Annotated in this window: 18 protein-coding genes; 13 read left to right on the top strand and 5 right to left on the bottom strand. The window is 40.1% G+C overall.

Annotation, left to right across the window (positions count from 1 at the left end; translation table 11 throughout):
* The 7 genes from MED217_RS11430 (at position 1) to MED217_RS11400 (ending at position 11,301) form a co-directional block, all read left to right on the top strand.
* Positions 1-2,367 (top strand): glycoside hydrolase family 127 protein, encoded by a 2,367-nt coding sequence (locus MED217_RS11430; RefSeq protein ID WP_050759328.1) that lies wholly within the window; start codon positions 1-3, stop codon positions 2,365-2,367.
* Positions 2,368-2,390: 23 nt separating this feature from the next.
* Positions 2,391-4,385 carry an alpha-L-arabinofuranosidase C-terminal domain-containing protein gene (locus MED217_RS11425; RefSeq protein ID WP_009780682.1) on the top strand — a complete coding sequence of 665 codons (1,995 nt, stop codon included), beginning with the start codon at positions 2,391-2,393 and terminating at the stop codon, positions 4,383-4,385.
* A 90-nt stretch (positions 4,386-4,475) separates the two neighbouring features.
* Complete coding sequence (locus MED217_RS11420; protein ID WP_009780681.1) at positions 4,476-6,173, top strand: ribulokinase; 1,698 nt, start codon at positions 4,476-4,478, stop codon at positions 6,171-6,173.
* Positions 6,166-6,864, top strand: a complete 699-nt coding sequence (locus MED217_RS11415; protein WP_009780680.1) for an L-ribulose-5-phosphate 4-epimerase — start codon at positions 6,166-6,168, stop codon at positions 6,862-6,864. Before MED217_RS11420 ends, MED217_RS11415 begins: the two co-directional genes overlap by 8 nt.
* A gap of 31 nt (positions 6,865-6,895) precedes the next feature.
* The gene (locus tag MED217_RS11410; protein ID WP_009780679.1) at positions 6,896-8,545 is read left to right on the top strand and encodes a solute:sodium symporter family transporter; all 1,650 of its coding nucleotides are present in this window, start codon (positions 6,896-6,898) and stop codon (positions 8,543-8,545) included.
* A gap of 40 nt (positions 8,546-8,585) precedes the next feature.
* Complete coding sequence (gene araA / locus MED217_RS11405; RefSeq protein WP_009780678.1) at positions 8,586-10,097, top strand: L-arabinose isomerase; 1,512 nt, start codon at positions 8,586-8,588, stop codon at positions 10,095-10,097.
* 19 nt (positions 10,098-10,116) lie between these two features.
* Positions 10,117-11,301 carry an aldose epimerase family protein gene (locus MED217_RS11400; RefSeq protein ID WP_009780677.1) on the top strand — a complete coding sequence of 395 codons (1,185 nt, stop codon included), beginning with the start codon at positions 10,117-10,119 and terminating at the stop codon, positions 11,299-11,301.
* A gap of 66 nt (positions 11,302-11,367) precedes the next feature.
* Here MED217_RS11400 and MED217_RS11395 read toward each other — a convergent pair whose 3' ends face one another.
* The 4 genes from MED217_RS11395 to MED217_RS11380 all read right to left on the bottom strand — a co-directional run bounded on the left by MED217_RS11395 (position 11,368) and on the right by MED217_RS11380 (position 17,295).
* Positions 11,368-11,943 carry a YdeI/OmpD-associated family protein gene (locus MED217_RS11395; protein ID WP_009780676.1) on the bottom strand — a complete coding sequence of 192 codons (576 nt, stop codon included), beginning with the start codon at positions 11,941-11,943 and terminating at the stop codon, positions 11,368-11,370.
* A 2-nt stretch (positions 11,944-11,945) separates the two neighbouring features.
* Positions 11,946-13,571 (bottom strand): M1 family metallopeptidase, encoded by a 1,626-nt coding sequence (locus MED217_RS11390; RefSeq protein WP_009780675.1) that lies wholly within the window; start codon positions 13,569-13,571, stop codon positions 11,946-11,948.
* 46 nt (positions 13,572-13,617) lie between these two features.
* Positions 13,618-14,967 carry a M28 family peptidase gene (locus MED217_RS11385; RefSeq protein ID WP_009780674.1) on the bottom strand — a complete coding sequence of 450 codons (1,350 nt, stop codon included), beginning with the start codon at positions 14,965-14,967 and terminating at the stop codon, positions 13,618-13,620.
* Positions 14,968-15,090: 123 nt separating this feature from the next.
* Complete coding sequence (locus MED217_RS11380; protein ID WP_009780673.1) at positions 15,091-17,295, bottom strand: bifunctional alpha,alpha-trehalose-phosphate synthase (UDP-forming)/trehalose-phosphatase; 2,205 nt, start codon at positions 17,293-17,295, stop codon at positions 15,091-15,093.
* 106 nt (positions 17,296-17,401) lie between these two features.
* Here MED217_RS11380 and MED217_RS11375 point away from each other — a divergent pair, with 106 nt between their 5' ends.
* The 3 genes from MED217_RS11375 (at position 17,402) to MED217_RS11365 (ending at position 19,923) form a co-directional block, all read left to right on the top strand.
* Positions 17,402-19,213 carry a glycoside hydrolase family 15 protein gene (locus tag MED217_RS11375; protein ID WP_009780672.1) on the top strand — a complete coding sequence of 604 codons (1,812 nt, stop codon included), beginning with the start codon at positions 17,402-17,404 and terminating at the stop codon, positions 19,211-19,213.
* A 150-nt stretch (positions 19,214-19,363) separates the two neighbouring features.
* The gene (locus tag MED217_RS11370) at positions 19,364-19,609 is read left to right on the top strand and encodes an AbrB/MazE/SpoVT family DNA-binding domain-containing protein (RefSeq protein ID WP_009780671.1); all 246 of its coding nucleotides are present in this window, start codon (positions 19,364-19,366) and stop codon (positions 19,607-19,609) included.
* Positions 19,600-19,923, top strand: coding sequence for a type II toxin-antitoxin system PemK/MazF family toxin (locus tag MED217_RS11365; RefSeq protein ID WP_009780670.1), 324 nt, complete (start codon positions 19,600-19,602; stop codon positions 19,921-19,923). Before MED217_RS11370 ends, MED217_RS11365 begins: the two co-directional genes overlap by 10 nt.
* A gap of 71 nt (positions 19,924-19,994) precedes the next feature.
* Here the strand turns inward: MED217_RS11365 and MED217_RS11360 are convergent, their stop codons facing one another.
* A complete protein-coding gene (locus tag MED217_RS11360; protein WP_009780669.1) occupies positions 19,995-21,068 on the bottom strand; it encodes a hypothetical protein in 1,074 nt (357 codons plus the stop codon).
* Positions 21,069-21,206: 138 nt separating this feature from the next.
* Here MED217_RS11360 and MED217_RS11355 point away from each other — a divergent pair, with 138 nt between their 5' ends.
* The 3 genes from MED217_RS11355 to MED217_RS18550 all read left to right on the top strand — a co-directional run bounded on the left by MED217_RS11355 (position 21,207) and on the right by MED217_RS18550 (position 25,764).
* The gene (locus MED217_RS11355) at positions 21,207-22,106 is read left to right on the top strand and encodes an ABC transporter ATP-binding protein (protein WP_040533492.1); all 900 of its coding nucleotides are present in this window, start codon (positions 21,207-21,209) and stop codon (positions 22,104-22,106) included.
* 7 nt (positions 22,107-22,113) lie between these two features.
* Positions 22,114-22,944, top strand: coding sequence for an ABC transporter permease (locus tag MED217_RS11350; protein WP_009780667.1), 831 nt, complete (start codon positions 22,114-22,116; stop codon positions 22,942-22,944).
* A 99-nt stretch (positions 22,945-23,043) separates the two neighbouring features.
* Complete coding sequence (locus MED217_RS18550; protein WP_009780666.1) at positions 23,044-25,764, top strand: T9SS type B sorting domain-containing protein; 2,721 nt, start codon at positions 23,044-23,046, stop codon at positions 25,762-25,764.
* Positions 25,765-25,778: the final 14 nt, after the last annotated feature.

Genomic DNA, 25,778 nt, shown 5'->3' with positions numbered 1-25,778 from the left:
ATGAAATATATTGTTGTTAGTCTGTTTCTACTAAGTGCTTTTGCCAAAGCGCAGGAGAAGGTTTCGCTTTTTCCATTGAATGCGGTTTCGGTAGAATCCGGAGTTTTTAAAGAAGCAGCATTAACCGATTTTAACTACATACAAGCGCTTGATGCAGACCGCTTACTCGCTCCGTTTTTGCGTGAAGCCGGTCTTGAACCTAAAGCGGATTCCTACACCAATTGGGAAAATACAGGACTCGACGGCCATACTGCAGGACACTATATTTCTGCATTGTCGATGTATTATGCTTCTACCGGTGATCCAAAAGCCAAAGAGATGCTTGAATATGCTTTAGCTGAATTAGATCGCGTGCAAAAATCAAATGGGAACGGTTACATTGGTGGCGTACCCGGAAGCGATGCGCTTTGGGCGGAAATTAAAGCAGGAAAGATCAACGCGGGAAGCTTCAGTCTAAATGATAAATGGGTGCCGCTGTATAACATCCATAAAACCTTTAATGGTTTAAAAGACGCGTGGATTCACGCAGAACTTCCGCAGGCAAAGCGTATGCTCATTGAGTTAACCGATTGGTTTCTGGACATTACAGCCGATCTAAGTGAGGCGCAAATTCAAGATATGCTGCGTTCAGAACACGGCGGACTCAACGAAGTTTTTGCTGAGGTTTACGCAATTACAAGCGATAAAAAATACCTAAAACTCGCTGAAGATTTTTCGCAGCACGCTTTGTTGAAACCACTAGCGGCAAATGAAGACATATTAACCGGAATGCATGCTAATACGCAAATTCCTAAGTTTATTGGTTTTGAGCGCATCAGTCAGTTGGAAGAGGCTAAAGATTACCACGATGCCGCATCTAATTTCTTCGATAATGTCACAACACGGCGTTCCATAAGCATTGGTGGGAATAGCGTGCGCGAGCATTTTAATCCCGTTGATGATTTTTCATCGGTGGTGAGCAGCGAGCAAGGACCAGAAAGTTGCAATACCTACAATATGCTCAAGTTGAGCAAACTCTTGTTTGAAGATACTTCAGAAGAGCATTACATAGATTTTTACGAGCGCGGTTTGTACAATCACATTCTGTCTTCTCAAAACCCTGATGGCGGGTTTGTGTATTTCACGCCCATTCGCCCCGGTCATTATCGCGTGTATTCGCAGCCGGAAACCAGTTTTTGGTGTTGTGTAGGTTCGGGAATGGAAAATCACACCAAGTATAACGAACTCATTTATGCCAAAAAAGAGGATAAACTTTATGTGAATTTGTTTATTCCTTCGGAAGTGAACTGGGAAGAGAAAAACGCTACACTTACTCAAAAAACAAACTTTCCTGAAGAAGCATTAACTGAACTTATTTGGAATAGCAGAAAGAAAACTAAGGCAACTTTAATGTTGCGCTATCCACAATGGGTAAATGCCGGTGAACTGAAGGTTTATGTGAATGATAAACTAGAGAAAATAGATGCGACTCCGGGTTCTTATGTTTCCTTAGAACGCAAATGGAAAAATGGCGATCGCATTAAGATGGAATTGCCAATGCATTTAAGTTTAGAAGAATTGCCTGATGATTCAGGCTATGTTTCTGTGAAATACGGTCCAATTGTTTTGGCCGCAGTGACAGGTGAAGCAAATCAAGACGGACTTTTTGCAGATGATAGTCGAGGGGGTCATATCGCAGACGGTCCATTTTTACCTTTAACTGAAGCGCCGATGTTTCTTACTGAAAGCGGTGAAAATCTTTTAAATGAGATCAAACCGGTTGAAGGCGAGCCGTTACACTTTAAAGCGCCAGATTTATTTTACCCTGAAACGTATTCAGATTTGGTGCTTCAGCCGTTTTATAAAATTCACGAGAAGCGCTATTCGATTTACTTTAAAAAACAAACTCCTGAAGGCTTAGCTGAAGAGCAACGCAAGCTTGAAGAAAAGCAAAAGGCAGAAGCTTATTTGCGTGAGATCACATTAGATTTTGTGGCTCCGGGAGAACAACAACCAGAGTCTGATCACGGAATTTTATCTGAAAATTCAAACAGTGGCTTAAATCAAAATAAGCACTGGCGCGACGCTGCAGGTTGGTTTAGTTACGATCTTAGAAATAAAGAAGCTAAGGCCAAAACCTTGCGTGTGACCTATTTTGGTAAAGACGCTGGTCGCAAGTTTAAGATTATGGTAAACGAGACAACAATTGCCGAACCACATTTAAAAGGAACTCGTGGCAATGACTTTTTTGAAGTCGATTATACGATTCCGCAAGAACTTGCCGCAACTAATGAAATTCTAACCGTGCGCTTTGAAGCTGAAGCAGGTTCAACCACAGCCGGAATTTACGGCGTACGCTTATTGAGCATACCCGCAACTAAAGAATAAAAACGCATAAACACACTTATATAATGATCACACAAACAATTAAAAAAGCAGGACTAGCCGCTGTACTAGCCGGAACTTTTCTGGCAGGCAATACGCTTTTTGCTCAAAAGGAATTAACGGTTGATATGAGCGAGACCATCGCACCCATTCAACCTACGATGTACGGAATTTTCTTTGAAGATATCAACTTTGCTGCCGATGGTGGTTTGTATGCAGAGATGATCAAAAACCGTTCGTTTGAATTTACGATCTCAATGATGGGTTGGTCGCAGCCTAATAGTGACAGGCATTCGTATAACAATGAATCTGGCTATGCATTGCCCGTAAAATACTTTGAAGGAGAAGGTAATTTAAACTTTTTACGCGTTCAGATTAAGAATGCTAAAGGTTACGAATTGCACAATGAAGGCTTCCGAGGAATGGGAATCAAAGAAGGAGATACCTATCGTTTTACTTTTGATGCCAAACAAATGGAAGGTGCAGTTTCTGCAGTGAAGGCTGAACTTTTGGATGAGGAAGGAAATACGATCGCTGAAGCTTCAATTCCGGTTTCTGGTTCAGAATGGGCAAATTATAAAGCTGAAATCGTTCCGAATAAAACCGTGATGAAAGGTTCTTTAAAGTTAACCTTTGAAGGTACCGGTGAATTAGGTCTTGATATGATTTCGTTGTTTCCAACAGATACGTGGAATGGTCGTGAGAATGGTTTACGTAAAGATCTAGTGCAATTATTGTATGATCTTGATCCTGGATTTTTAAGATTTCCGGGTGGTTGTATTGTGGAAGGCCGCACGCTGGCGCGTCGTTACCAATGGAAAAAAACCGTGGGTCCTGTTGACGAGCGCCCTAGTTTAGTGAACCGTTGGAATACGGAGTTTGATCACCGTTTGACTCCAGATTATTACCAGTCGTTTGGTTTAGGTTTCTTTGAATATTTTCAGTTGTCTGAAGATCTAGGGGCAGAGCCGCTTCCTATTTTGAGTTGTGGTATCGCGTGTCAATTCAATACCGGCGAATTAGTGCCTATGGACGAACTGGATTCTTATGTGCAAGACGCATTGGATTTAATCGAATTTGCAAATGGATCGACAGATACTCCTTGGGGAAAAGTACGTGCAGATATGGGACATCCTGAGCCTTTCAATATGAAATATATTGGAGTAGGAAACGAACAATGGGGACCAGAATATATCGAGCGATACAAAGTATTTAATGAAGCAATTGCAGAAAAGTATCCTGAGATCATTATTGTTTCAGGAAGCGGACCATTTCCTGACGGAGACTACTTTGAATACGGTATGAAAGAACTCAAGAAAATAGGAGCAGAGATCATCGATGAGCATTATTACAGAAGTCCGGAGTGGTTTAGAGAAAATGCAACCCGTTATTATAGCTATGACCGTAATGGTCCAAAAATTTTCGCAGGAGAATACGCAGCACAAAGCGTTGCTATTGCAAGTCCGGATAACAAAAATAACTGGGAGACTGCACTTTCTGAAGCTGCATTTATGACCGGTTTAGAGCGTAATGCAGAGGTGGTTCAGCTTACTTCGTATGCACCGTTGATGGCACACGCCGAAGGTTGGCAGTGGACACCAGATATGATCTGGTTCAATAACTTAGAGTCTTACGGAACGCCGAATTATTACGTTCAAAAATTATATTCAACCAATAAAGGAACCGATTTGATCTCGGTAACCCAAGATGGTGAAAACTTGGTTGGACAAGAAGAACTTTACGCTTCAGCGACTTTAGATTCAGAAGCTAATGAGGTTGTGGTGAAAGTGGTTAATACTTCAAGCGAAGCTCAAGAAATTCAGTTGAATTTTGAAGGCAAGCGTTTAAAGAGTAAGGGCAGCATAATTGTTTTAAAAGAAGCAGATTTGACTCAGGAAAATTCGTTTGAATCAACGCAGGAAATTGCCCCTGTAACCGAGGAGTTAAAAGTTAAAAAAGATGTTGCAACCTATGAAGTTTCGGCTTATTCGTTGAATATCATTAGAATACCACTAAAATAAATTCTTAATAAAAAACTAAAAATATTAAGTGTTGAATCTACATTTTTAAACAGATTATAGTAGATTTGTTAGCAAGTAAGATTTTAGAATATGAAAGATTATGTGATTGGGCTTGATTACGGCTCAGATTCTGTTAGAGCGGTTTTGATAGATGCAGCTACAGGAGCAGAGATAGAAGCAGAAGTAAGTTATTATAGACGTTGGAAAGAGCGTCTATATTGTGACGCTTCAGAAAATCGTTTTCGCCAGCATCCTTTAGATTTGATCGAAGGGCTTGAAGCAACCATAAAAGCTGTTGTTACCCGAAGCGGAGTTTCAGCAGAATCGGTAAAAGGAATTTGTATCGATACTACAGGTTCTTCACCTATTCCGGTTAATGCGGAAGGTGTGCCTTTATCACTAACAGATGGTTTTGAAGAAAACCCTAATGCGATGATGGTGTTGTGGAAAGATCACACCGCAATTGCAGAAGCTAACGAGATCAATCACCTTGCACGCACCTGGGGAGGTGAAGATTTTACAAAATATGAAGGAGGAATCTATTCTTCTGAATGGTTTTGGGCAAAAATTTTACACGTGGTGCGTGAAGATGACGCAGTAAAACAAGCTGCATACTCCTGGATGGAGCATTGTGACTGGATCACTTATCTTTTGCTTGAAAATACTTCGTTAGAAACGTTTAAACGCAGTCGATGTGCAGCAGGTCATAAAGCGATGTGGCACGAAAGCTGGGGAGGATTACCGCCAGAAGAATTCCTAGGTAAATTAGATCCATATTTAGCAGCGTTGCGTTCACGATTATATTCTGAAACGTACACGTCTGATGAAGTAGCCGGAAATCTTAGCGCTGCCTGGGCAGAAAAATTAGGACTTACGACTGAAACTAAAATCGCAGTAGGAACTTTTGATGCACACGCAGGGGCTGTAGGTGCTAAAGTAGAAGAGCACACGCTCGTTCGCGTAATGGGAACTTCTACTTGTGATATAAGTGTTTCTTCACCAGAGGTAGTGGCTAATAAAACCGTAAGAGGTATTTGTGGTCAGGTAGATGGTTCTGTCATTCCCGGGGCTGTAGGTCTTGAGGCCGGTCAATCTGCTTTTGGGGATCTATTGGCATGGTTCAAAGATGTATTGAGTTGGCCCATTGATAACCTTGTGCTTACTTCAGATATTCTTTCTGCAGAGCAAAAGGAGCAACTAAAAGAAGAAATAGAAGCTGATTTTATAAGAAAATTATCTGATGCTGCCGAAGCGATTCCGCATAGTGAAGCGATTCCCGTTGCTTTAGATTGGATCAACGGAAGAAGGACTCCAGATGCAAATCAAGAGCTTGAGGCTGCGATCACCAACCTGAATATGGGAACGCGTGCTCCGCATATCTTTAAAGCCTTAGTAAATGCGATTTGCTTTGGTTCTAAAAAGATTTTAGATCGTTTTGAAGATGAAGGCATCGAGATCAAGTCGGTGGTTGGGATTGGCGGTGTAGCGCGTAAATCTAAATTTATTATGCAGTCGCTGGCAAATACACTTAACGTACCGATTAAAGTAGCAGCTTCAGATCAGGCGCCAGCTTTAGGAGCGGCGGTTTATGCTGCTGTTGCTGCAGGATTGTATCCTAATGTGATTGAAGCGAGCAAAACCTTAGGCAGTGATTATGAGGCAGAATACCTTCCGCAGGAAGAGTATTTAGAAGAATTTGCAACTTTGATGCAGCGCTATGAAGTCTTGAGTGACTTTGTAGAAAATACTATAACCAAACCGAAAAAGAACATAAAAGAACATGTATAAGTCTTTAAAGGAAGAATGCTACGAAGCTAATATGGAACTAGACGCTTTAGGTCTGGTTATTTATACTTTTGGTAACGTAAGCGCAGTAGATCGTAAAAACGGCGTATTTGCTATTAAACCTAGCGGTGTGCCTTATGAAACCTTGAAACCGGAAGATATTGTTATCGTTGATTATGATAACAACATTGTAGAAGGAGATAAGCGTCCATCGTCAGATACAAAAACACATGCGTATTTATACAAACATTGGGAAGGTGTTGGCGGTATTGCACATACGCACGCTACGTATTCTGTAGCTTGGGCTCAGGCACAGATGGATATTCCGATTTTTGGAACGACACATGCCGATCACCTCACAGCAGATATTCCTTGTGCGCCACCCATGCACGATGATTTGATCTCAGGAAATTATGAGCATAATACAGGAATCCAAATTCTTGACTGTTTTAAAGACAAAGGTTTGGATTATAACGAAGTAAATATGGTACTTTTGGGTAACCACGGTCCTTTTGCTTGGGGAGAAACGGCTGCAAAAGCGGTTTATAACAGTAAGGTTTTAGAAGAAGTAGCGCGTATGGCACAATTGACACTTCAGATTAATCCAAATGCACCAAGACTTAAAGATTCGCTTATTAAAAAACATTATGAGCGTAAGCACGGAAAAGATGCTTATTACGGCCAGGGCTGCTAATCAATAAACTAATCAATTACATTTTCAAATTATGGGATTAATCACATTTGCCGCATTTACACTTTTGGTAGCGGTGATTTCGTATTTCGCTTCGCGTAAAACAGATGAGACCACTTCAGATGGTTACTTTTTAGGAGGGCGTAGTCTAACAGGACCGGTAATCGCCGGTTCCCTTTTGTTAACCAACCTTTCTACGGAACAGATTATAGGTACAAACGGTGTTGGTTTTAGTGAAGGTATTTTAATTGCAGCGTATGAAATCGTTGCAGCTGTAGCGATGGTCTTTACAGCTTTTGTGCTTTTACCAAAATACCTGAAAGGTGGAATATCGACGATTCCTCAATTTTTGGAAAAACGCTACGGAAAACTTACGAAAACGATTGTGTCAATCCTATTCTTAATGGCTTACGCGATTTCGATGCTGCCAACGGTATTGTATTCTGGAGCTTTGGCGATCAATACGATGTTTGATATCCCGGAGCGTATGGGACTCGATCCTGAATCTGCTCTTTGGGTTACGGTTTGGGGAATTGGAATCATTGGCTCTATTTATGCGATTTTTGGTGGACTTAAAGCAGTAGCAGTTTCTGACTCGATCAACGCTGTTGGTTTGATCGTGGGAGGTCTTCTAATTCCTGTTTTCGGTCTTATGGCTGTAGGTAACGGAAGCGTTTTTGAAGGATTGAATGTAGTCACCACAAATCTTCCTGAGAAATTTGAAATTCTAGGTGGACCTAATTCTTCGGTGCCTTGGACGACCTTATTTACAGGAATGCTTATCGTGAATTTCTATTATTGGGGTACAAACCAAGCGATCATTCAGCGTGCGCTGGGAGCAAAAAACCTAGCTGAAGGACAAAAGGGATTATGTCTTGCAGCGATCATTAAGATTTTAGGTCCTATCATTGTTGTACTTCCGGGGGTTATTGCTTTTGAATATTTTAACGGAAATCTTGACAATGCTGATGAAGCATACCCAATGCTTGTAAAAGCTGTTCTTCCAACTGCTTTTGTAGGATTCTTTGCAGCGGTACTTTTTGGTGCGATTTTGAGTTCGTTCAACTCGGCATTAAACAGTTCGGTAACCTTATTTGGTCTTGACTTATATAAACAATATTTTAATGCAAATGCATCAGAAAAGCAGGTTGTACGCGCAGGTAAAACTTTCGGTATATTCTTAGCGATCTTTTCGATGGCTATCGCACCATTATTATACGGAGTAGAAGGTGGTATTTTCAACTATTTACAGGAATTAAACGGTTCTTTTAGTGTGCCTATCTTGGCGATCATTTTAGTAGGTTATTTCTCAAAACGCGTTTCAGGAAAAGCAGCTAATATCGCTATTGTTTTTGCGGTAGTTACCTATTTAGTGACCTTATATGTGGTAAAACCAATTATCGCAGACAATGCAGTTGCAGCAGCAGAGCTCTCTGGCGTTACCGATGCTTCAGAACTTGCAATGGTAGCAAAAGATGCATTCCCAAGTTTCTTACATATTATGGGAATCATATTTGTAATGGTTCTTTTCATCTTGTTTACGGTGAGTAAATTCTTTCCACGTCAAACAGATTATCTTGAAGAATACACACGTCAGGTGGACATTACACCTTGGAAATATTTAAAACCGGCTGGTGTAGTTATCTGCATCGCGGTGGTGAGTATTTACATCTACTTTTCATAAAAACACTTAATCATTTAAAAATAGAAGCACAATCAAGGCTATGAATTATAACATTGACCAGTACGAGGTTTGGTTTGTAACAGGAACCCAGCATTTATACGGGGAAGAAACGCTAAAACAAGTAGCAGGACACTCTCAGGAGATTGCAAAAGGACTTAATGCATCTGCAGCGATTCCTGTAAAAATTGTTTATAAAGATCTAGTAAAAACGCCTAACGAGATCACAGACTTGTGTCTTGAGGCCAATAGTACTAAAAATTGCATCGGTTTAATTTTATGGATGCATACATTTTCACCGGCGAAAATGTGGATTAAGGGATTGAATATTCTTCAAAAACCGGTCTGCCATTTACACACACAATTTAATGCAGAAATTCCATGGGGCGAGATTGATATGGATTTTATGAATCTAAATCAATCTGCCCACGGTGATCGTGAATTTGGTTTTATGATGTCGCGTATGCGTAAAAAGCGCAAGGTCGTTGTAGGTCATTGGCAAGATGCTCGCGTACAGACTAAACTGGGTGTGTTTACCCGTGTTGCTTTAGGATGGAATGAATTCCAAAACTTAAAAGTAGCGCGTATTGGTGACAATATGCGTGAGGTTGCCGTAACTGAAGGTGATAAGGTAGAAGCACAAATTCGCTTTGGTTTTACCGTAAACGGATTTGATTCTTCAGACATTGTGGCAAAAATCAATGAGATCAAGCAAGAGGATCTTGACGCTTTATTGAAAACCTATGAGACTGAATACGAACTGCACGATTCTATAAAAGAAGGTGGCGAGAAGCGCCAGTCTTTAGTTGATGCAGCAAAAATTGAATTAGGCTTGAGAGCCTTTTTAGAAGAAGGTGGTTTTGGTGCGTTTACAGATACGTTTGAGAATCTTGGCGAACTGAAACAATTACCGGGAATCGCAACGCAGCGCCTTATGGCAGATGGTTACGGTTTTGGTGGAGAAGGAGATTGGAAAACAGCTGCTTTAACGCGCGCGATGAAAGTGATGGCCATTGGTCTTGAGGGAGGAACTTCATTTATGGAAGATTATACCTATCATTTCACACCACAAGGTTCTTACGTGTTAGGTTCGCATATGCTGGAGATTTGTCCATCTATTGCTGATGCCAAGCCAAAATGTGAAGTACATCCGTTAGGAATTGGTGGTAAAGAAGATCCGGCGCGTTTGGTGTTCAATTCACCAGAAGGTCCGGCGATCAACGCCTCTTTAGTAGATATGGGTAACCGTTTCCGTTTAATTGTGAACGAAGTTGAAGCCGTTAAGCCAGAAGCAGATCTTCCGCATTTGCCGGTAGCGCGTGTACTTTGGGATTGTAAACCGAATCTTGATATCGCAGCAACAAGCTGGATTCACGCAGGAGGTGCGCACCATACGGTATACAGCCAGGCGGTAACTACAGAATTTATGGAAGATTTTGCAGACATAGCAGGTATCGAATTACTTGTGATCGATGATCAAACCCGAGTTCGTGACTTTAAGGATACGATAAACGCTAACGAAGCCTACTATCACATCTTTCAACACCGTATGTAAGTTTAAAAACAGACGAATTATGAAATTAAATAAAAATCTTTTAGTTGTTCCTGTTGTATTAGGGATGGCCCTTTCGATGGTAAATTGTAAAAATGAGCCTAAGAAAGAAGAAACTGCGGTTGTTGCAGAAATGCCTGAAGCAACCATCACCAAGTCAGACTTTGGAATGACGCCAGATAGCATTGCTGTTGAAAAATACAGCCTTGTTAACGCAAATGGGATGGAAGTTGATATCATCACGTATGGCGGTATCATTACCAGCTTAAAAGCGCCTAGCCAAGACAGCACATTTCAAGATGTGGTACTCGGTTATGATACTTTAGAGGAATATACTACGACCGGAAATCCAACTTTTTTTGGAGCTTTGATCGGACGCTATGGAAACCGTATTGCCAACGGTAAATTTTCCATCGATGGTGAAGAATATCAATTACCAACTAACGACGGACCAAACAGTCTGCACGGTGGAAAAGGTTTTGATAAAGTAGTTTGGACGGCTGAAGAAATTGAAGATGGAGACAACGTAGGCTTAAAGTTGACCTACACCAGTCCTGATGGTGATCAAGGCTATCCCGGAAATTTAGAAACTACTGTGACCTATACCTTATTAGCAGACAATACGCTTAAAGTAGACTATGAGGCAACAACAGATAAGACAACGGTTGTGAACCTTACACAGCATTCGTACTTCAATTTATCTGGTGATTTTGACAACACTATTTTAGATACCGAAGTAATGCTGAATGCAGATCAATATTTACCGGTTGATGAAACCTTGATTCCAACAGGAGAGTTGCGTGCTGTTGAAGGTACTCCTTTTGATTTCCGAGAAGCGAAAGCGATTGGAGCAGAAATTGAAGCTGAAAACGATCAGCTTAAAAAAGGGCAGGGTTATGATCACTGCTGGGTTTTGAATGATGAAAGCGGAGCGATGCATTTAGCCGCTACAGCTTATGATCCACGTAGTGGAAGATTCTTAGAAGTGATGACTACAGAGCCTGCAATTCAGTTTTATACCGGGAATTTCTTAGACGGAACCTTACCGCAAAAAGGAGGTGAAGGCACTTATGCTTTGAGAAGTGGTTTCTGTTTAGAAACACAACATTATCCAGATTCTCCTAATCAGTCTGAATTTCCATCGACACTTTTAAAACCGGGAGAAACCTATAACACAACTACAAGCTTTAAGTTTTCAGTAAAATAAAAATGCCTTGAGCATTTGTGTTTAGATGAAAAAGCCCAATGTAATTTACATTGGGCTTTTTGTTGTTTATGAGCGTTGCTTTAAATTTTGTTCGCAGAGCGCGACGATTTGTTCAATGCGCTTCTGCCTCGTTGCTTCTCTTTTAGCTTGATTAAGCCAATACAAATAGCTTTTGCGATAGCCGCGGGCAAAATTCTCATAGTTCTCAAAAGCTTTGGGATTGTTATTGAACGCCGTTTGTAGATCTTCTGGGATGATTCCGTTTTCTACATCGTCTAAAGCACTCCACGAACCGTTTTCTTTTGCGATTTCAATGGATTTATAACCACTATCGTGAATTAGGCCTTCCTTCTCTAATCGTTCAATGTAAGCTTTGTTAACTGCGCTCCAAACGTTTTTTGCGTTGCGCTTACAGAAGTATTGCTTGCGTCTATCGTCATCAATTTTTCTCACAGTGCTGTCAATCCAACCATAACAAATGGCGACTTGCACGGCTTCTTCCCAACGCATACTAGGTTCTTCGGCAGCTACTTTGTAAAAAACTAGATCGACACCGCTCTCTAAATGATGATTTTCATGAAGCCAAGCGCGCCATTCTTCAGCATTTTTAAAATAGAGTAGTGGGCGCTTACCTTTTGTCATATTTACTTGATTTCTTCCGCTTCAATATAGAAGTTACGATCAACTTTAAAATCGGTAATTGGCGCATCAAATGACTTTGTTTTCCAAGCTGCTGAAGGGTAGATCCATTCAGTTGTATTATTTACGTGAACCTGAATAGGCATATCAAAACCTTCAACAATAGCGGTATATCGGAATTTTAACGTGTTCCCATCAATCGTGTATTCCAACTCCGGAATCATCGTAGTTCGCAGGTATTGATCCCAAAATTGAGTCAGGTCAATTCCGCTTTGCTCGCTAATATAATTTTCAACCTGAGCAGTCGTCACTGTTTGATGATAAAATTCTTTGTTGAGTCCGCGCAGAATTTGCCGCCACTTTTCATCATCTTCAACTAGTTGGCGTACGGTGTGTAGAATATTGGCTCCTTTAAAATACATATCGCCGCTTCCTTCGTGATCTACACCATAAGTCCCGATGATCGGGCGATCATTACGAATTGATCTGCGCATCCCGACCACATAGTCTGAAGCCGCTTCTTTTCCGTAGAAATAATCAATGAATAAATTTTCAGAATAGGTGGTGAAACTCTCGTGAACCCACATATCTGCCACATCTTTATTGGTGATATTATTGGCGAACCACTCGTGACCGCTTTCGTGAATAATGATGTAGTCAAATTTCATTCCCCAGCCGCTTCCCGAAAGATCACGACCTAAATAGCCATTTCCGTATGCATTGCCATAAGTCACGTTGCTTTGGTGCTCCATCCCCAGATAAGGGACTTCAACCAGTTTATAGCCATCTTCATAAAATGGATAGGGGCCGAACCAATGCTCAAAAGCTTCCAGCATTTTTGGCACCTGCTTGAACTGCTTTTTAGCTTTCTCAAGATTTTCTTTTAGCACGTAAAAGTTTATGTCGAGTTCACCTTTTTCACCATTAAAAGTATCAGAAAAATGTGCGTAATCTGCAATATCAGCGCTTACTCCGTAATTATTAATAGGATTCTCAACAGCCCAATGAAAGGTAGTTTTGTCCTGAGTAGAAGTTGAATTAATAAGTTTCCCATTACCTACCGCTGTCAAGCCTTTAGGAACCGTAATAAAGAAATCTAGGCTTTCTACTTCGTCGTAAGGAATATCCTTGTTTGGCCACCAGATCGATGAACCAATGCCTTGATTGGCGTTTGCAGCGAAGACGTTACCATTGGCGTCTTCTTGCCACGTCCAGCCACCGTCCCAAGGTAAGCGATCACCAACCACAGGTTTTCCTTCAAATTTTACATCGACTGTGTTTACAGCACCTTTTTCTTGTTGCTCTTGAAGTGCTATAAAATAGGCTGCGCCATCTTTTTTGATCTTTAGTTTCTGTCCATTCTGAGTAGCGCTCAGGAGTTTCATAGGTTCTTGCAGATCTACTTGCAGGGTTTGATACGGATCAAGCACCTTGTAGGTGATCGTGTTAGTTCCTGAAATGAATTCTTGCTCAGGATCTATGTCAACTTTCAGATCGTAATGGGTGACATCCCACCAAGCGCGTTCAGGAGTGATGCTGCCTTTGAGTGTATCCTGATGTGTAAATTGCTTTTCTTGAGCAAATGCAGTTAGGCATATCATACCTAAAAGCGCTGTGATTAGTTTATGCATGCTTTTGTTTTAAGACTGAAGTTCAAATGTCGTTCCAAAAAATGGATTAACGCATAATCGCATTAGGGAAAACTACCGGACTCTCGTGACCGTTAGCTCCAACCGCTGAAACTCCGAAGAATGAATTATCAATTACAATTCCGTCTAAAGTAATTTCTGAAACATCCCCCACATAACGGCTATGGTCCCAGGTAGGCGAAGTGGTGTCTCTCCAGTATACTTTGTAACCAAATGCTCCGTCTACTTTTGACCAAGCTAATTTAGCATCTGCTTCAACAATTCCACCAATTTTAACCGTCTCCGGTGCCGGCGGAGCCCAAGCTAAGCTCGCAAGGTTGATCGCGTTTACCGCTGTAAGTTTTGCTGCATACGAGAAGTTTACGTGTTCTACCACATCTCCATAAGCGATACCATCTTCAGTACGGATGTCTTGGTGCTGCTGGGTGTAATTTTCGTGCGCTTCCATAATGCGAACTCCAGCAAAACCTAAGTCATTAAAAGGTCTGTGATGCCCACCACGACCAAAACGATCCAGACGATAGATCATCATCGGGTTCATCTCTGGCATATACTTTTCTACATTTTTATGAATGTAGCGTGCTAATTGTCGTGAATTACCATCGACTTCACCTCCGTAAAAACGGCGTGCATTGCGCTGACGTTCGGTTTCATTTGCAGGAACAGGTTCTGAGAAAATTCTAAAATCACGATTGCTTACCACACCATCTACACCGGTGATATTTCCGATCATATCGTTGTTTAAAATTCCGATGATATCCCATCCTTTTTTTACAGCATATTCAGCAAGACCTTTTCCTCCAAAAAGGCCTTGTTCTTCTCCAGATAAACCAACATAAATGATGCTGTTTTCAAATTTGTATTTTGAAAGTACGCGGGCAGCTTCCATAGTTCCTGCCATACCGCTCGCATTGTCATTTGCTCCGGGAGCATCGGTGGTAAAATCGGTTGCACTACTCGCGCGAGAATCGATATCACCACTCATTATGATAAAGCGGTTAGGATATTTTGTGCCTCTTTGAATCGCGACAACATTTACCACGTAGGTTTCTTTAGGAATACGGCTTCCCATTTCTGGTGTAACTAAATCTTTCTGGTAAAAAACCTCAAGACAGTCACCACACTTTGCAGACGTTTTGTCGAATTCTTCTTTGATAAAGCGACGTGCGGCTCCTATTCCGCGGGTATCGCTTAGCGTATCGCTAAAGGTGTTGCGCGTACCAAAACCGGCAAGCGTGCGCACATCTTGCTCAATACGGTCTGCCGAAACAGCATCGATAATATCGTAAATGCGTAAATCTGTTTCTGAAGGCACATTATTCTGAGCGAAAAGAGCCCCGAAACAAGAAAGGAATACAAGTGTAAATTTTAATTTCATATCATTAATTAGGGTTAAAAAAGGACGAGCAGTATCGTTAAAAATACTGCTCGTGATAAATTTATGCTAATTTATTGGCATCGCCAAAGCGTCGAAATACTTAGGGCTTGCTGTGGTTTACCACTAAGATGCAGCAAACTTTTTAAGCAAGTCGCGTACTCTGTCGGTATCGTCTACATAATATTTTGCAGCTGTTTTTTGAAGTCCCACTTTGATCGTAAATGCTTCATCGGGTAGATCTTGGAACATATATTCATCGGTCCAATCATCACCTATGGCAAATTTAAACGTATAGTCTTTGCCGAAAATATGTTTGGTTACCGCTTTCCCTTTATGAATGGTACTGTCTTTAATTTCCAGAACTTTATTTCCGTCAAGAACACCAAGTTCATTATTTGCTGAAAGTTCTTTTAAAACAGTTGAAAGTTCGCTGGCACGCTTTTCTCCAAGGTCAGGATCGGCATTACGGTAATGCCACGCCAGTGAATAATTCTTCTCTTCAATAAAAGTACCTGCAGTGCGGTCTACATATTTTTCAAGAATAGGACGCACGGTCTCCATCCAGTCATTTTTAAGATTTTCAGTTACGGCCCATTCTCCGCCAACAGGACGTTTCCATACGCCGTGTTCTGCGATCAAAGTGATGGGCACATCTTGCCACCAGGTTCCTAAGGTATGGCGATCGCGGCCACTTATGATCACTACTTCTGTATTTTCCTGACTGTGTATGCTACGAATTAGTTCGATAAGTTCGTCATCAGGACTTGCATCTTCAGGGTTATTGACAAATCCTCTTAAGGTTCCATCATAATCTAAGAACAGAATGCGCTTTTCTGATTTTTTATACGCATCAAACATTTCATCTTCTTGATCTTGACGCATACGAATTGCTTTTACAATATCAGATTTGTGTGTGGTGTCGTGTAAAGAGTGCATAAAATCGTCAGCCCATTTCTCAACATTATAGCGTTTTAAGCGTTTTTGAAGGAATTTGTTCCTTTTGATTTGCTCAGCTTCCGGCATTTCCATCGCTTGTTTTAAGGCATCGGCGATCTCTTCAAAATTATTAGGGTTGATGATCAGGGCTTCACTCATTTCTTGCGCAGCACCGGCCATTTCACTCAGAATAAGCACACCTGTTTTATCAGTTCGGGTAGCAACATATTCTTTTGCAACGAGATTCATTCCATCTCTAATTGGAGTAAGAAGCGCTACTTCACAAGTCGTATATAAATCGATCAGATTTTCAAAAGGCATCGAGCGGTAGAAATACCAAATTGGTGTCCAACTCACCGATGCAAATTTTCCGTTGATTCTACCCACGAGTTCGTCTACTTCTTTTTTCAGCAATTGATATTGCGGAACGTTTGATCGAGATGGTACGGCCAACATCACTAAACGTACTTTCTCTTTAAATTCCGGATACTTTTCTAGGAAATACTCATATGCACGAATGCGGTTTGCAATTCCTTTACTGTAATCTAAACGATCTATGGAAAGGATCATTTTTGCATCTGGAGTAGAATCGATATGCAAGTCTAAACGGCGTTGTAATTCCGATTGATTTTTTGCAGCATCGTGTTTTGCAGCAGCATCGGCAAACTTGTCGTAATCAATACCCATAGGGTAGGAGTTCACAGTGACGATACGATCTTTTAAAGTGATCTCGTTAAAGCTCACTTCGTGTCTTAGAATACGAGAAACCGAACTTAAAAAGTGACGTTGATAATCATAGGTATGAAAACCAATTAGGTCTGATCCCAGCAGCCCTTTTAATATTTCTTCTCTCCAAGGAAGCGTCCTAAAAACTTCATAAGAAGGAAACGGAATGTGTAAAAAGAATCCTATCTGAACATCAGGACGCTCTTTTTTAATAAGTTCCGGGAGAAGCATTAATTGATAATCGTGAACCCAAACCGTATCGCCCTCTTCAATATTTTCAAGTACAACTTCAGCATACTTTTTATTAACTTCTACATAGGTCTGGTAGCTTTCCTTTTCAAATTCGGTATACTCCATAAAATAATGGAATAGCGGCCAAATCGTACGGTTAGAAAAGCCGTAGTAGAAACCGTCAATATCTTCTTCGGTTAAAGAAACAGGAACACACTGCGCATCCTGGGCAGCTTTAGCCACATCATCTACAAGTTCTTCAGGAGTTTCTTCTTCGGTTAAACCGGTCCAACCGATCCAGACACCATTACTGTCTCTATGTACAGATTTCATTCCGGTTGCTAATCCACCTACGCTGGGTGTTGCTTTGATGGTATTGTTGTCAATTTGTAATTGTAAGGGCAGTCGATTTGAAATAATGATAGTTTTACTCATAAAAACACGTAATCGGAGGGTTAGATTTTTTGTTAATGCTTAAATTTCGGAAAATCGTAGCGGTTAAGCTAGCCGTTTAATAGAACTTTAGAATTTTAATTCCCTTATGGACAATTTAAATTATGGAATCATCGGGAACTGCAAGAGTGCAGCCCTTATCTCAGACAAAGGCTCATTAGATTGGTGTTGCCTGCCTATTTTTGACTCGCCTTCGGTCTTCGCCAAACTTTTAGATGAAGAAAAAGGAGGTTCTCAGAGTTTTGAGGTTTCAGATGAGTATACCATTACTCAAAAATATATGTGGCAGACCAATATCCTACGCACAATGTATGATAATGGTACCGATGCTTTTGAAGTGTTTGATTTTATGCCCAGATACGAAAAGCGAAGTGGAGCATTCTACGCACCGCCAGATATTATTCGTTTTGTACGATTGGTTAAAGGAGCTCCAAAGTTTGTGTGTAACTATGATCCTAAATTAGAATATGCCAGTACCGAAACGATAACGGTAAATAAAGGAGAGTATATCGAGAGTTACACCGATGACGGAAAGTATGATTCACTCTATTTATACACGAATCTTGAAAAGGAATCTATTCTTAATAAGAAAGAAATAACCCTAGACGGAAACGCATTTCTCTTGATGTCTTATCACGAGAAATTGATGGAGCAAACGCTGGATAGAGCGTATTTAAAATTTCAGCGTACGAAAGTTTATTGGATGAATTGGAGTGAGGTCACTACAAAATATCCTTTATATCAAAACGAAATTATGCGAAGCGCACTTACTCTAAAGGCCCTTACGTTTGAAAAGTCAGGAGCCGTTCTCGCTGCAGCGACTACCTCGTTGCCAGAGACCATTGGCGAAGTGCGCAATTGGGATTATCGTTTTTGTTGGGTGCGTGATGCTTCGATGGTGATTCGGGTGATTTCCAATTTGGGTCATACTAAGTATGCACAGAATTTTCTTCAGTTTATCATAGACACGCTTCCAGATAAAGATGAGAAAATGCAAATTATGTATGGTATCAATGGAGAGAAAGAACTTACCGAGCATACATTAGATCATCTTTCAGGCTATAAAAATTCGGCTCCGGTGCGCATAGGTAATGCAGCCTACGTTCAAAAACAGAATGATATCTACGGAATTCTGATGGAAGTGATCTATCAGCAGTTCATTCAGTTTGAAACTACTCTTGAAAACAGTGAGGAACTGTGGACGGTTGTTTTAGGAATTGTGAAAATCGTAAGACGACACTGGCAGGAACCCGATAAAGGAATCTGGGAATTGCGTACCGAAGATCGTCACTTTACGTTCTCAAAATTACTTTGCTGGGTGGCAGTAGATCGTGCGATTAAAATCGCTGAGGTTTTAAACCGAAGACGTCATCTTGAAGAGTGGGGCACATTGCGTAAGGAGATTCACGATGAGATTCACGACAACGCTTGGAATGAAGATATGCAGGCGTATACACAATACTACGGTTCAAAAGATATGGACGCTTCAACATTGCTGATGGAGCAGTATGGTTTTATCGATGCAAAAGATCCCCGATTTGTTTCTACCGTTGAAGCCACCGAACGCGAATTGTGTAAAGATGGTTTGATGTATCGTTATAAAAATGAAGATGATTTTGGTGAACCGAGTTCATCTTTTACCATTTGTACTTTTTGGTTTATTGACAGTTTATTCAAGGTAGGGCAGAAGCAAAAAGCAATCAAATATTTTGATCAATTGTTGTCCTATAGTAACCATTTAGGCTTATTCAGTGAGGATATCGATTTTAAAACCAAGCGTCTACTGGGAAATTTTCCGCAGGCATACTCACATCTTGCGTTGATCGAGACGGCGACCAATTTTGCAAAATATGGTCAGGAAGATGAAGAAGAAACACAGTTTAAACCTATTTTGTATTAGAAAAATGCTAAATATATAATAATAAAAAAGCGGCCTTTGAGCCGCTTTTTTAATGTCGTAGTCAAAGGTTTAGTAATGACTAGGTCTTAGTACGGAACGAATTTTGAAATATAAGTTATATGTATTTACTTTGTAATAACATCTGTAATTATGGAAGTATCAATAATCAAAATCGGAAATTCAAAAGGACTTCGCTTAAGTAAAACCATTTTGGAAAAATATAATATTAAGGACAAGGTTGAACTTATACTTGAAAAGGGACAAATAATTCTTAAACCTATCGAATTACCGAGAAAAAATTGGGAAAAAGAATTTAAAAAGATGAGTGAGAATGGAGACGATAAGTTATTGATGAATGACGTTTTTGATGACGAAAACATTGAGGAATGGAGTTAAATCAATACGCAGTCGTTCTTGTAAATCTAGATCCAACAATTGGGAGTGAAATAAAAAAGACAAGACCTTGTGTTGTCATTTCGCCAAATGAAATGAACAAATATTTAAGTACAATCGTGCTTGCTCCCATGACAACAAATCTAAAAAATTACCCAACCAGAGTTCCGGTAAAACACAACGGTAAAAAGGGTATGATAGCAATTGACCAAATTCGAACCGTTGATAAAACAAGAATAATCCGAGTTTTTGAAGATCTGTCAAAATCGGAAATTAAAAAATGCAAAGAGGTGATAAAAGAAACCTTTGTGGATTAAAATAATATTTATCACGTTTTTTTTACACTTAATCTAGGACTAAACGACTACTCATTGTTTTAACCGCTAATTTATTGTCTCGCCTCCATAATACGTTTCATACTTACATCTTCATAATTTCGTTTTACAAAGGCTAAGGCGGTTTTTACAATTTGTCCCATAGACTTTGCACGCTTAAATTTCATATCCATCGTGTAATCGTACAACTGACTGCGCAGTTCTTTGAGGTTTTCTTCGGTAGAAATGTGATCGTGGCTCATACATTTTAAAAGTCGGCGTAGTCTGTTTTTTGAGGTGATAATTCGTTTTGCTAACACCGCGCGTTCTTCCTCGCGGTATTGCTCGATAGATTTATCTCGAAGTCTATTGGAAACTAATTCAACCATTCTGAAGTTTTCCTTAAAAATGTGTGGCTTATAGACCTTAAAATTCCCTTCATAGGCTTGCTGGTCAAAATCAATAGCGCGTATTTTATATTTGATGTGATCAAAATCATGCGTTGGGATCACCACATAATTATACGAGCGCATATCTCCTAATAGCAAAATGGTGCAGCGTTCATTAAACTTTACAAACTCCTTGGCCAGTTGTGCTTTTCCCACATCATCACATTCTTCAAGATAATCTGAAATAAAAACGTCACCGGGAATGCCTACAATATGTTCTTCAATAAGCGTGTCTTTATAGACTAAAAAGTTAATACGGTTTGGAGATAAAATGTGCTCGAGATCCAAGCCATAAATACGACTTGCATCAGCTTTTTTTACGTAGAAATAGGTGTAGTTATCGTTAAAAATATTGTTGACTTTTATGCGGAAGGGCTTCGAGTTTCCAAACGTACAATAGTCAATAGCGGTCACACTTAAGAACGGAAGCACATTCTCGTTTCCGTCAGAATGCAAAATGGCATAAACCCGTTTAAGGCTTTCTTCAATTTCTTTGCGCTCGTGTTCGGGGTAGTACACACTGATCCATAAGGTGTCTTTATCGTTTTTATCGTAAATATTTATTCCGCCGGAAAACCGTAATAAATCATCATAAAAAACGGGGATTTGCGTCAGGCGATTGTATTTATTTAAATACTCTTCTAAGCGCTCCCCAATGGGATATGTAGGCTTTTTACGAGACATTAATTTATCTTCCATAGCGTGTAATTTTGTTGAATTAAATAAAGAAAATCTACTGATTTTCTAGTTTGATTCAGGTGTAAAGGTACTAATGTGATGTAACAAAACAGAAGCTTACCCGTCTTGTTAGAGAACGTTAATTCTAAAAATACGCTTTTGGAAACAATTCTTACACTAAATAATCTCACCAAACATTACGGAAAAGTAAAAGCGGTAAACGACTTGAGCTTTACTATAGAAAAAGGCAACGTCTACGGTATTTTGGGCCCCAACGGAAGTGGAAAATCTACAACTCTAGGAATGGTGCTCAATGTGGTCAATGCGACTTCAGGAGCTTTCCAGTGGTTTGACGGAAGTGACACTACGCACAATGCTCTTAAAAAAGTTGGAGCGATCATCGAGCGCCCTAATTTTTACCCTTATATGACGGCTGCTCAAAATTTGGAATTGGTGTGTACGATAAAGGATGTAGATCCCGGTAAGATTGAAGAAAAGCTAGAAATCGTTCATCTACTAGACCGAAAGGATAGTAAATTCAGTACGTTTTCTTTGGGGATGAAGCAGCGTTTGGCTATCGCTTCGGCGCTTTTAAATGACCCTGAGATTTTAATTTTAGACGAACCAACAAACGGTTTGGACCCTCAGGGAATTCATCAAATACGAGAGATCATTAAAACCATTGCATCTGGCGGAACCACTATTTTATTGGCTTCACATTTACTTGACGAAGTTGAAAAAGTGTGTTCGCATGTTGTAATTATTAGAAAAGGAGTAAAACTGTATGCAGGACCGGTAGACGAGTTGAATGCAAGTCACGGCTTTTTTGAATTGCGTTGTGAGAAGCAAGCTGAGCTTATTAGCGTTTTAGAAAGTCATCAGGATTTTGCTTCGATAAAAGAAGAAAACGGACTCGTAACCGCGTTTTTGAAAAATCCGCTTACTGCAGAAGAACTCAACACGCTTCTTTTTACTCAAGGGATTGTGCTATCACATATGGTGAAGCGTAAAGAAAGCCTTGAAGAACAATTTTTACAACTTACTGCCAACCTTAACTAAGATTTTCATGCTACGATTACTCACTATAGAATTTTATAAATTAAAACACAGCCGCTCTTCAAAAGTGCTGAGCATCGCCTATTTTGTGATTTTATCTTTTATCGCACTCATTGCATCGATAGAATTTAATCTGGGTGATTTTCAAATTCGCATTGCAGATCAGGGAATTTTCAATTTCCCGTTTATTTGGCATTTTAATACTTGGGTTGCTGCGACACTTAAGTTTTTCTTGGCGATCGTCATCGTTTCAATGATCTCTAACGAATACAGCAATAGAACACTTAAACAAAATTTAATCGACGGTTTAAGCAAGAAAGAATTTATGCTGTCTAAGTTTTATACGGTCATTGCTTTTGCTGCGCTATCTACACTTTTCATCTTTGTGATGACCTTGATCTTAGGCTACTCTTTTTCAGATTATACTGAGTTTAGTATTGTAACGCGAGAGATGGAATTTCTATTGGCATACTTTTTCAAGCTAGTAGGCTTCTTTTCATTCTGTCTTTTCTTGGGTGTTTTGGTAAAACGTTCAGCGTTTGCTTTAGGGTTTTTATTTGTTTGGTGGATTTTTGAAAACATTCTCTACGGTATTCTCCGCTGGCAAACCAGTGCCGAAACTGCAGATGCAGTCATTCAATTTTTTCCGCTGGAATCAATGAAAAACCTGATCAATTTGCCGTTTCAACGTTTGAATTTTATTGAAACCGCAGCCAATCAACTGCAGGCAGATATTCAAATAGATTATGCGGTACATTGGTATGAAGTAGCAATTGTTTCAGTATGGATTTTCTTATTTATTTACAGCGCTTACGCATTGCTTAAAAAACGCGATTTATAAAAGTTTCTCGATTATTTCGTTGGATTCACCGATAGTATTTCAATAAGCACTTGGAATACTTTAAATTGTGGGCGTATAATGAAGGCGAACTCACATTTAATGCATAAAATAGTACTGCTTACAGGCGTGTTTCTTTTAGGAATGCTTAACGTTTGTGCTCAAGGACAGGCAAATAATTGGTATTTTGGATACGGTGCTGGACTGAACTTTAGTACAGGATCGCCCAGAGCTTTAACCGATGGAAGCTTATATACACTTGAAGGTTGTGCGACAATTTCTGATGATGACGGAAACTTGCTATTTTACACCGACGGAATCACCGTTTATGGTGCAAATCACAGCATCCTTACCAACGGAACAGGATTGTTTGGGAATCCTTCCAGTACGCAATCTGCGATTATAATTCCGCAACCAGATACACCAGGTATCTACTATATTTTTACCGTAGATACGACTACGAGACAGGGGGAAACCAACGAAGGTGTCAATTATTCAATCGTGGATTTTACCTCAGATCCAGCTGGTGTTGTGCGTGAAAAAAACACACCCTTGTTGAATTACGCAGCAGAAAAGCTGAGTGCGGTGATCAAGAGCTGTACCGATAATAGCGTTTGGCTCGTTACCTTATCTTCAGCTTCAGGGAATCAGAATTTTATCAATACGGTTTATGCATTTCAGTTGAGTTCAAGCGGACTAGATACAACCCCGGTACGTTCCAGCGCAGGTTTTGTGGTTGAAGATCCCAGAGGGAACTTAAAATTCTCACCAGACGGAACCAAACTAGCTATCGCAAATGCAAGCGGAGGTCTATTCTTAGCCGATTTTGACTCAGAGTCTGGAACCGTAACCAATACGCAGCGCTTGAATATAAACTCAGCTAACTATGCTGCTTATGGAGTTGAATTTTCACCGAATAATAGATTTTTGTATTCAGCCAGCTCTAATAATGAAGATTCAAGATTAGGAGCAGGAAATCATTTTTCATCCTTGATTCAGTACGATCTGGAGGCAGCGGATATTAATGCCAGCCAAGTCTCTTTAGATGAAAGCGGCTATTACAGAGGAAGTTTACAGTTAGGTCCTGATGGAAAAATTTACCGAGCTTTAAGTTTGGCGTATGAAGAGGGTTTAAATTCATTGGGTGTTATTGAAAATCCAAATGCGTTAGGAACTGCGGCAAACTATAATGATCAAGCTATAGATTTAGGAACAGGTGTGAGCTATCAGGGTTTGCCTCCATTTAATCAATCCCTTTTTAATGAATTAGATATCATTCAAAATAGCATCAGTACTACCCAATTGACCTTATGTGATGGTGAAAATTATGTATTGGGCTATGAGCCTGTGGCGGGAGCACTTTATTCCTGGTATAAAGATGGAAATTTAATAGCTGGAGAAACCAATAATCAATTGAATATAAGTCAGCCTGCCGGAGTTAGTTTACCGTATACGGAAACTTATGAATTTAGACTCGATCCTAATGATGGAAGCTGTGAGAAAGTAGGTGTGGCAGAAGTGACGTATTATGCATATCCAGCTGCTGCAACAGGATTGTCGCTTACTCAATGTGAAGATGCCGGGACTGCTGATGGTCTAAGTATTTTTAATTTAACCCAAGTGCAGGAAGAGCTCACCGGCGGTGATACAGATTTCACGGTTAGTTATCACCTAAATGCTACAGATGCTGCTACAGAAAGCAACGCTATTGATCCTGTTGGTTATGAGAATACAAATCCTACCGAAACTGTGTATGCCCGGGTAACCAATCCGGCCGGATGTAGTATTACTGTACCTATTGATTTAATAGTAAGCAGTTCTGCAGCCAATACAGCAGTTTTAGAAGGTTGTGATCTTGACGATACAGGCTTTGCCGAATTTGACCTTTCTCAGGCAGATGCGCAGGTTTTGGACGGTGTTTCAGGAAATTATGAGATTCATTATTATCCTACTGAAGAAGCTGCTTTGCTAGAGGATTCGGCATTAGAGCTTCCGCAGTTGTATACCAATCAAACCGCTTATAATGAAACTGTGTATGCGCGTGTTGAAAATAATAATGCGTGTTTTGCTATAAGTACTGTAGCTTTAATTTTAATTCCGAGACCTGATTTTTCTTTAGAAACAGAAGCCATTTATTGCGAAGCTTCGTATCCCGAAACTCAGACGTATTCGCCAGATTATAGCGATCTAGATCCCTCAAGAATTTACACCTACGAATGGTTTCCCGAAGGGCAGACTACACCGTATTTAGAAACCAATTTATCAGGCGATCATACCCTGCGCGTAACCGATGTAAACACAGGCTGTTTTAGAGAAGCAACCATTACAATTGTTGAAGAACAAATTCCGATTATTGATAACATTGAAGTAACTGATGCTACCGAAAACAATACGGCTACAATAACACTTTCCGGCAATGGGGCTTATGAAGTGGCTATTGATGATGAGACGGGGCCTTATCAGGATGAATTGTTTTTTGATGGGTTAACCCCCGGGTTTCATACTTTGTATGTACGTTCAAAAAATGCTTGTACAGCAATATCTCAAGAGTTCAGCATTATCGGCTTTTCAAAATATTTTACGCCCAACGGGGATGGATATCACGACTATTGGCAAGTAAAAGGAATAAGTGCGATGGTTCAGCCGGGGACGGTAATTCGTATTTTCAATCGCTACGGAAAGCTTTTAAAAGAATTGAATCCTTTAGGTCAAGGTTGGGACGGTACTTTCAGTGGAACCAACTTACCGGCCGATGATTATTGGTTTCAGGTTAACCTTGAAGACGGCCGTGTTTTTAAATCACATTTTACCTTGAAGCGATAGCCGTAATTTTAAGG

The organism is Leeuwenhoekiella blandensis MED217 (assembly GCF_000152985.1).
Lineage (GTDB): Bacteria > Bacteroidota > Bacteroidia > Flavobacteriales > Flavobacteriaceae > Leeuwenhoekiella > Leeuwenhoekiella blandensis.
Note: the sequence above shows the minus strand (reverse complement) of the source record. Positions and strands in the feature narration are given on the sequence as shown.

Excerpts from the sequence above, each read along its gene's own strand:
- MED217_RS11400 (WP_009780677.1), top strand. The coding sequence starts at position 10,117 with ATGAAATTAAATAAAAATCTTTTAGTTGTTCCTGTTGTATTAGGGATG.
- MED217_RS18550 (WP_009780666.1), top strand. The coding sequence starts at position 23,044 with ATGCATAAAATAGTACTGCTTACAGGCGTGTTTCTTTTAGGAATGCTT.
- MED217_RS11415 (WP_009780680.1), top strand. The coding sequence starts at position 6,166 with ATGTATAAGTCTTTAAAGGAAGAATGCTACGAAGCTAATATGGAACTA.
- MED217_RS11420 (WP_009780681.1), top strand. The coding sequence starts at position 4,476 with ATGAAAGATTATGTGATTGGGCTTGATTACGGCTCAGATTCTGTTAGA.
- MED217_RS11395 (WP_009780676.1), bottom strand. The coding sequence starts at position 11,943 with ATGACAAAAGGTAAGCGCCCACTACTCTATTTTAAAAATGCTGAAGAA.
- MED217_RS11365 (WP_009780670.1), top strand. The coding sequence starts at position 19,600 with ATGGAGTTAAATCAATACGCAGTCGTTCTTGTAAATCTAGATCCAACA.
- araA (WP_009780678.1), top strand. The coding sequence starts at position 8,586 with ATGAATTATAACATTGACCAGTACGAGGTTTGGTTTGTAACAGGAACC.
- MED217_RS11350 (WP_009780667.1), top strand. The coding sequence starts at position 22,114 with ATGCTACGATTACTCACTATAGAATTTTATAAATTAAAACACAGCCGC.
- MED217_RS11360 (WP_009780669.1), bottom strand. The coding sequence starts at position 21,068 with ATGGAAGATAAATTAATGTCTCGTAAAAAGCCTACATATCCCATTGGG.
- MED217_RS11390 (WP_009780675.1), bottom strand. The coding sequence starts at position 13,571 with ATGCATAAACTAATCACAGCGCTTTTAGGTATGATATGCCTAACTGCA.
- MED217_RS11425 (WP_009780682.1), top strand. The coding sequence starts at position 2,391 with ATGATCACACAAACAATTAAAAAAGCAGGACTAGCCGCTGTACTAGCC.
- MED217_RS11380 (WP_009780673.1), bottom strand. The coding sequence starts at position 17,295 with ATGAGTAAAACTATCATTATTTCAAATCGACTGCCCTTACAATTACAA.
- MED217_RS11385 (WP_009780674.1), bottom strand. The coding sequence starts at position 14,967 with ATGAAATTAAAATTTACACTTGTATTCCTTTCTTGTTTCGGGGCTCTT.
- MED217_RS11410 (WP_009780679.1), top strand. The coding sequence starts at position 6,896 with ATGGGATTAATCACATTTGCCGCATTTACACTTTTGGTAGCGGTGATT.
- MED217_RS11430 (WP_050759328.1), top strand. The coding sequence starts at position 1 with ATGAAATATATTGTTGTTAGTCTGTTTCTACTAAGTGCTTTTGCCAAA.
- MED217_RS11375 (WP_009780672.1), top strand. The coding sequence starts at position 17,402 with ATGGACAATTTAAATTATGGAATCATCGGGAACTGCAAGAGTGCAGCC.
- MED217_RS11370 (WP_009780671.1), top strand. The coding sequence starts at position 19,364 with ATGGAAGTATCAATAATCAAAATCGGAAATTCAAAAGGACTTCGCTTA.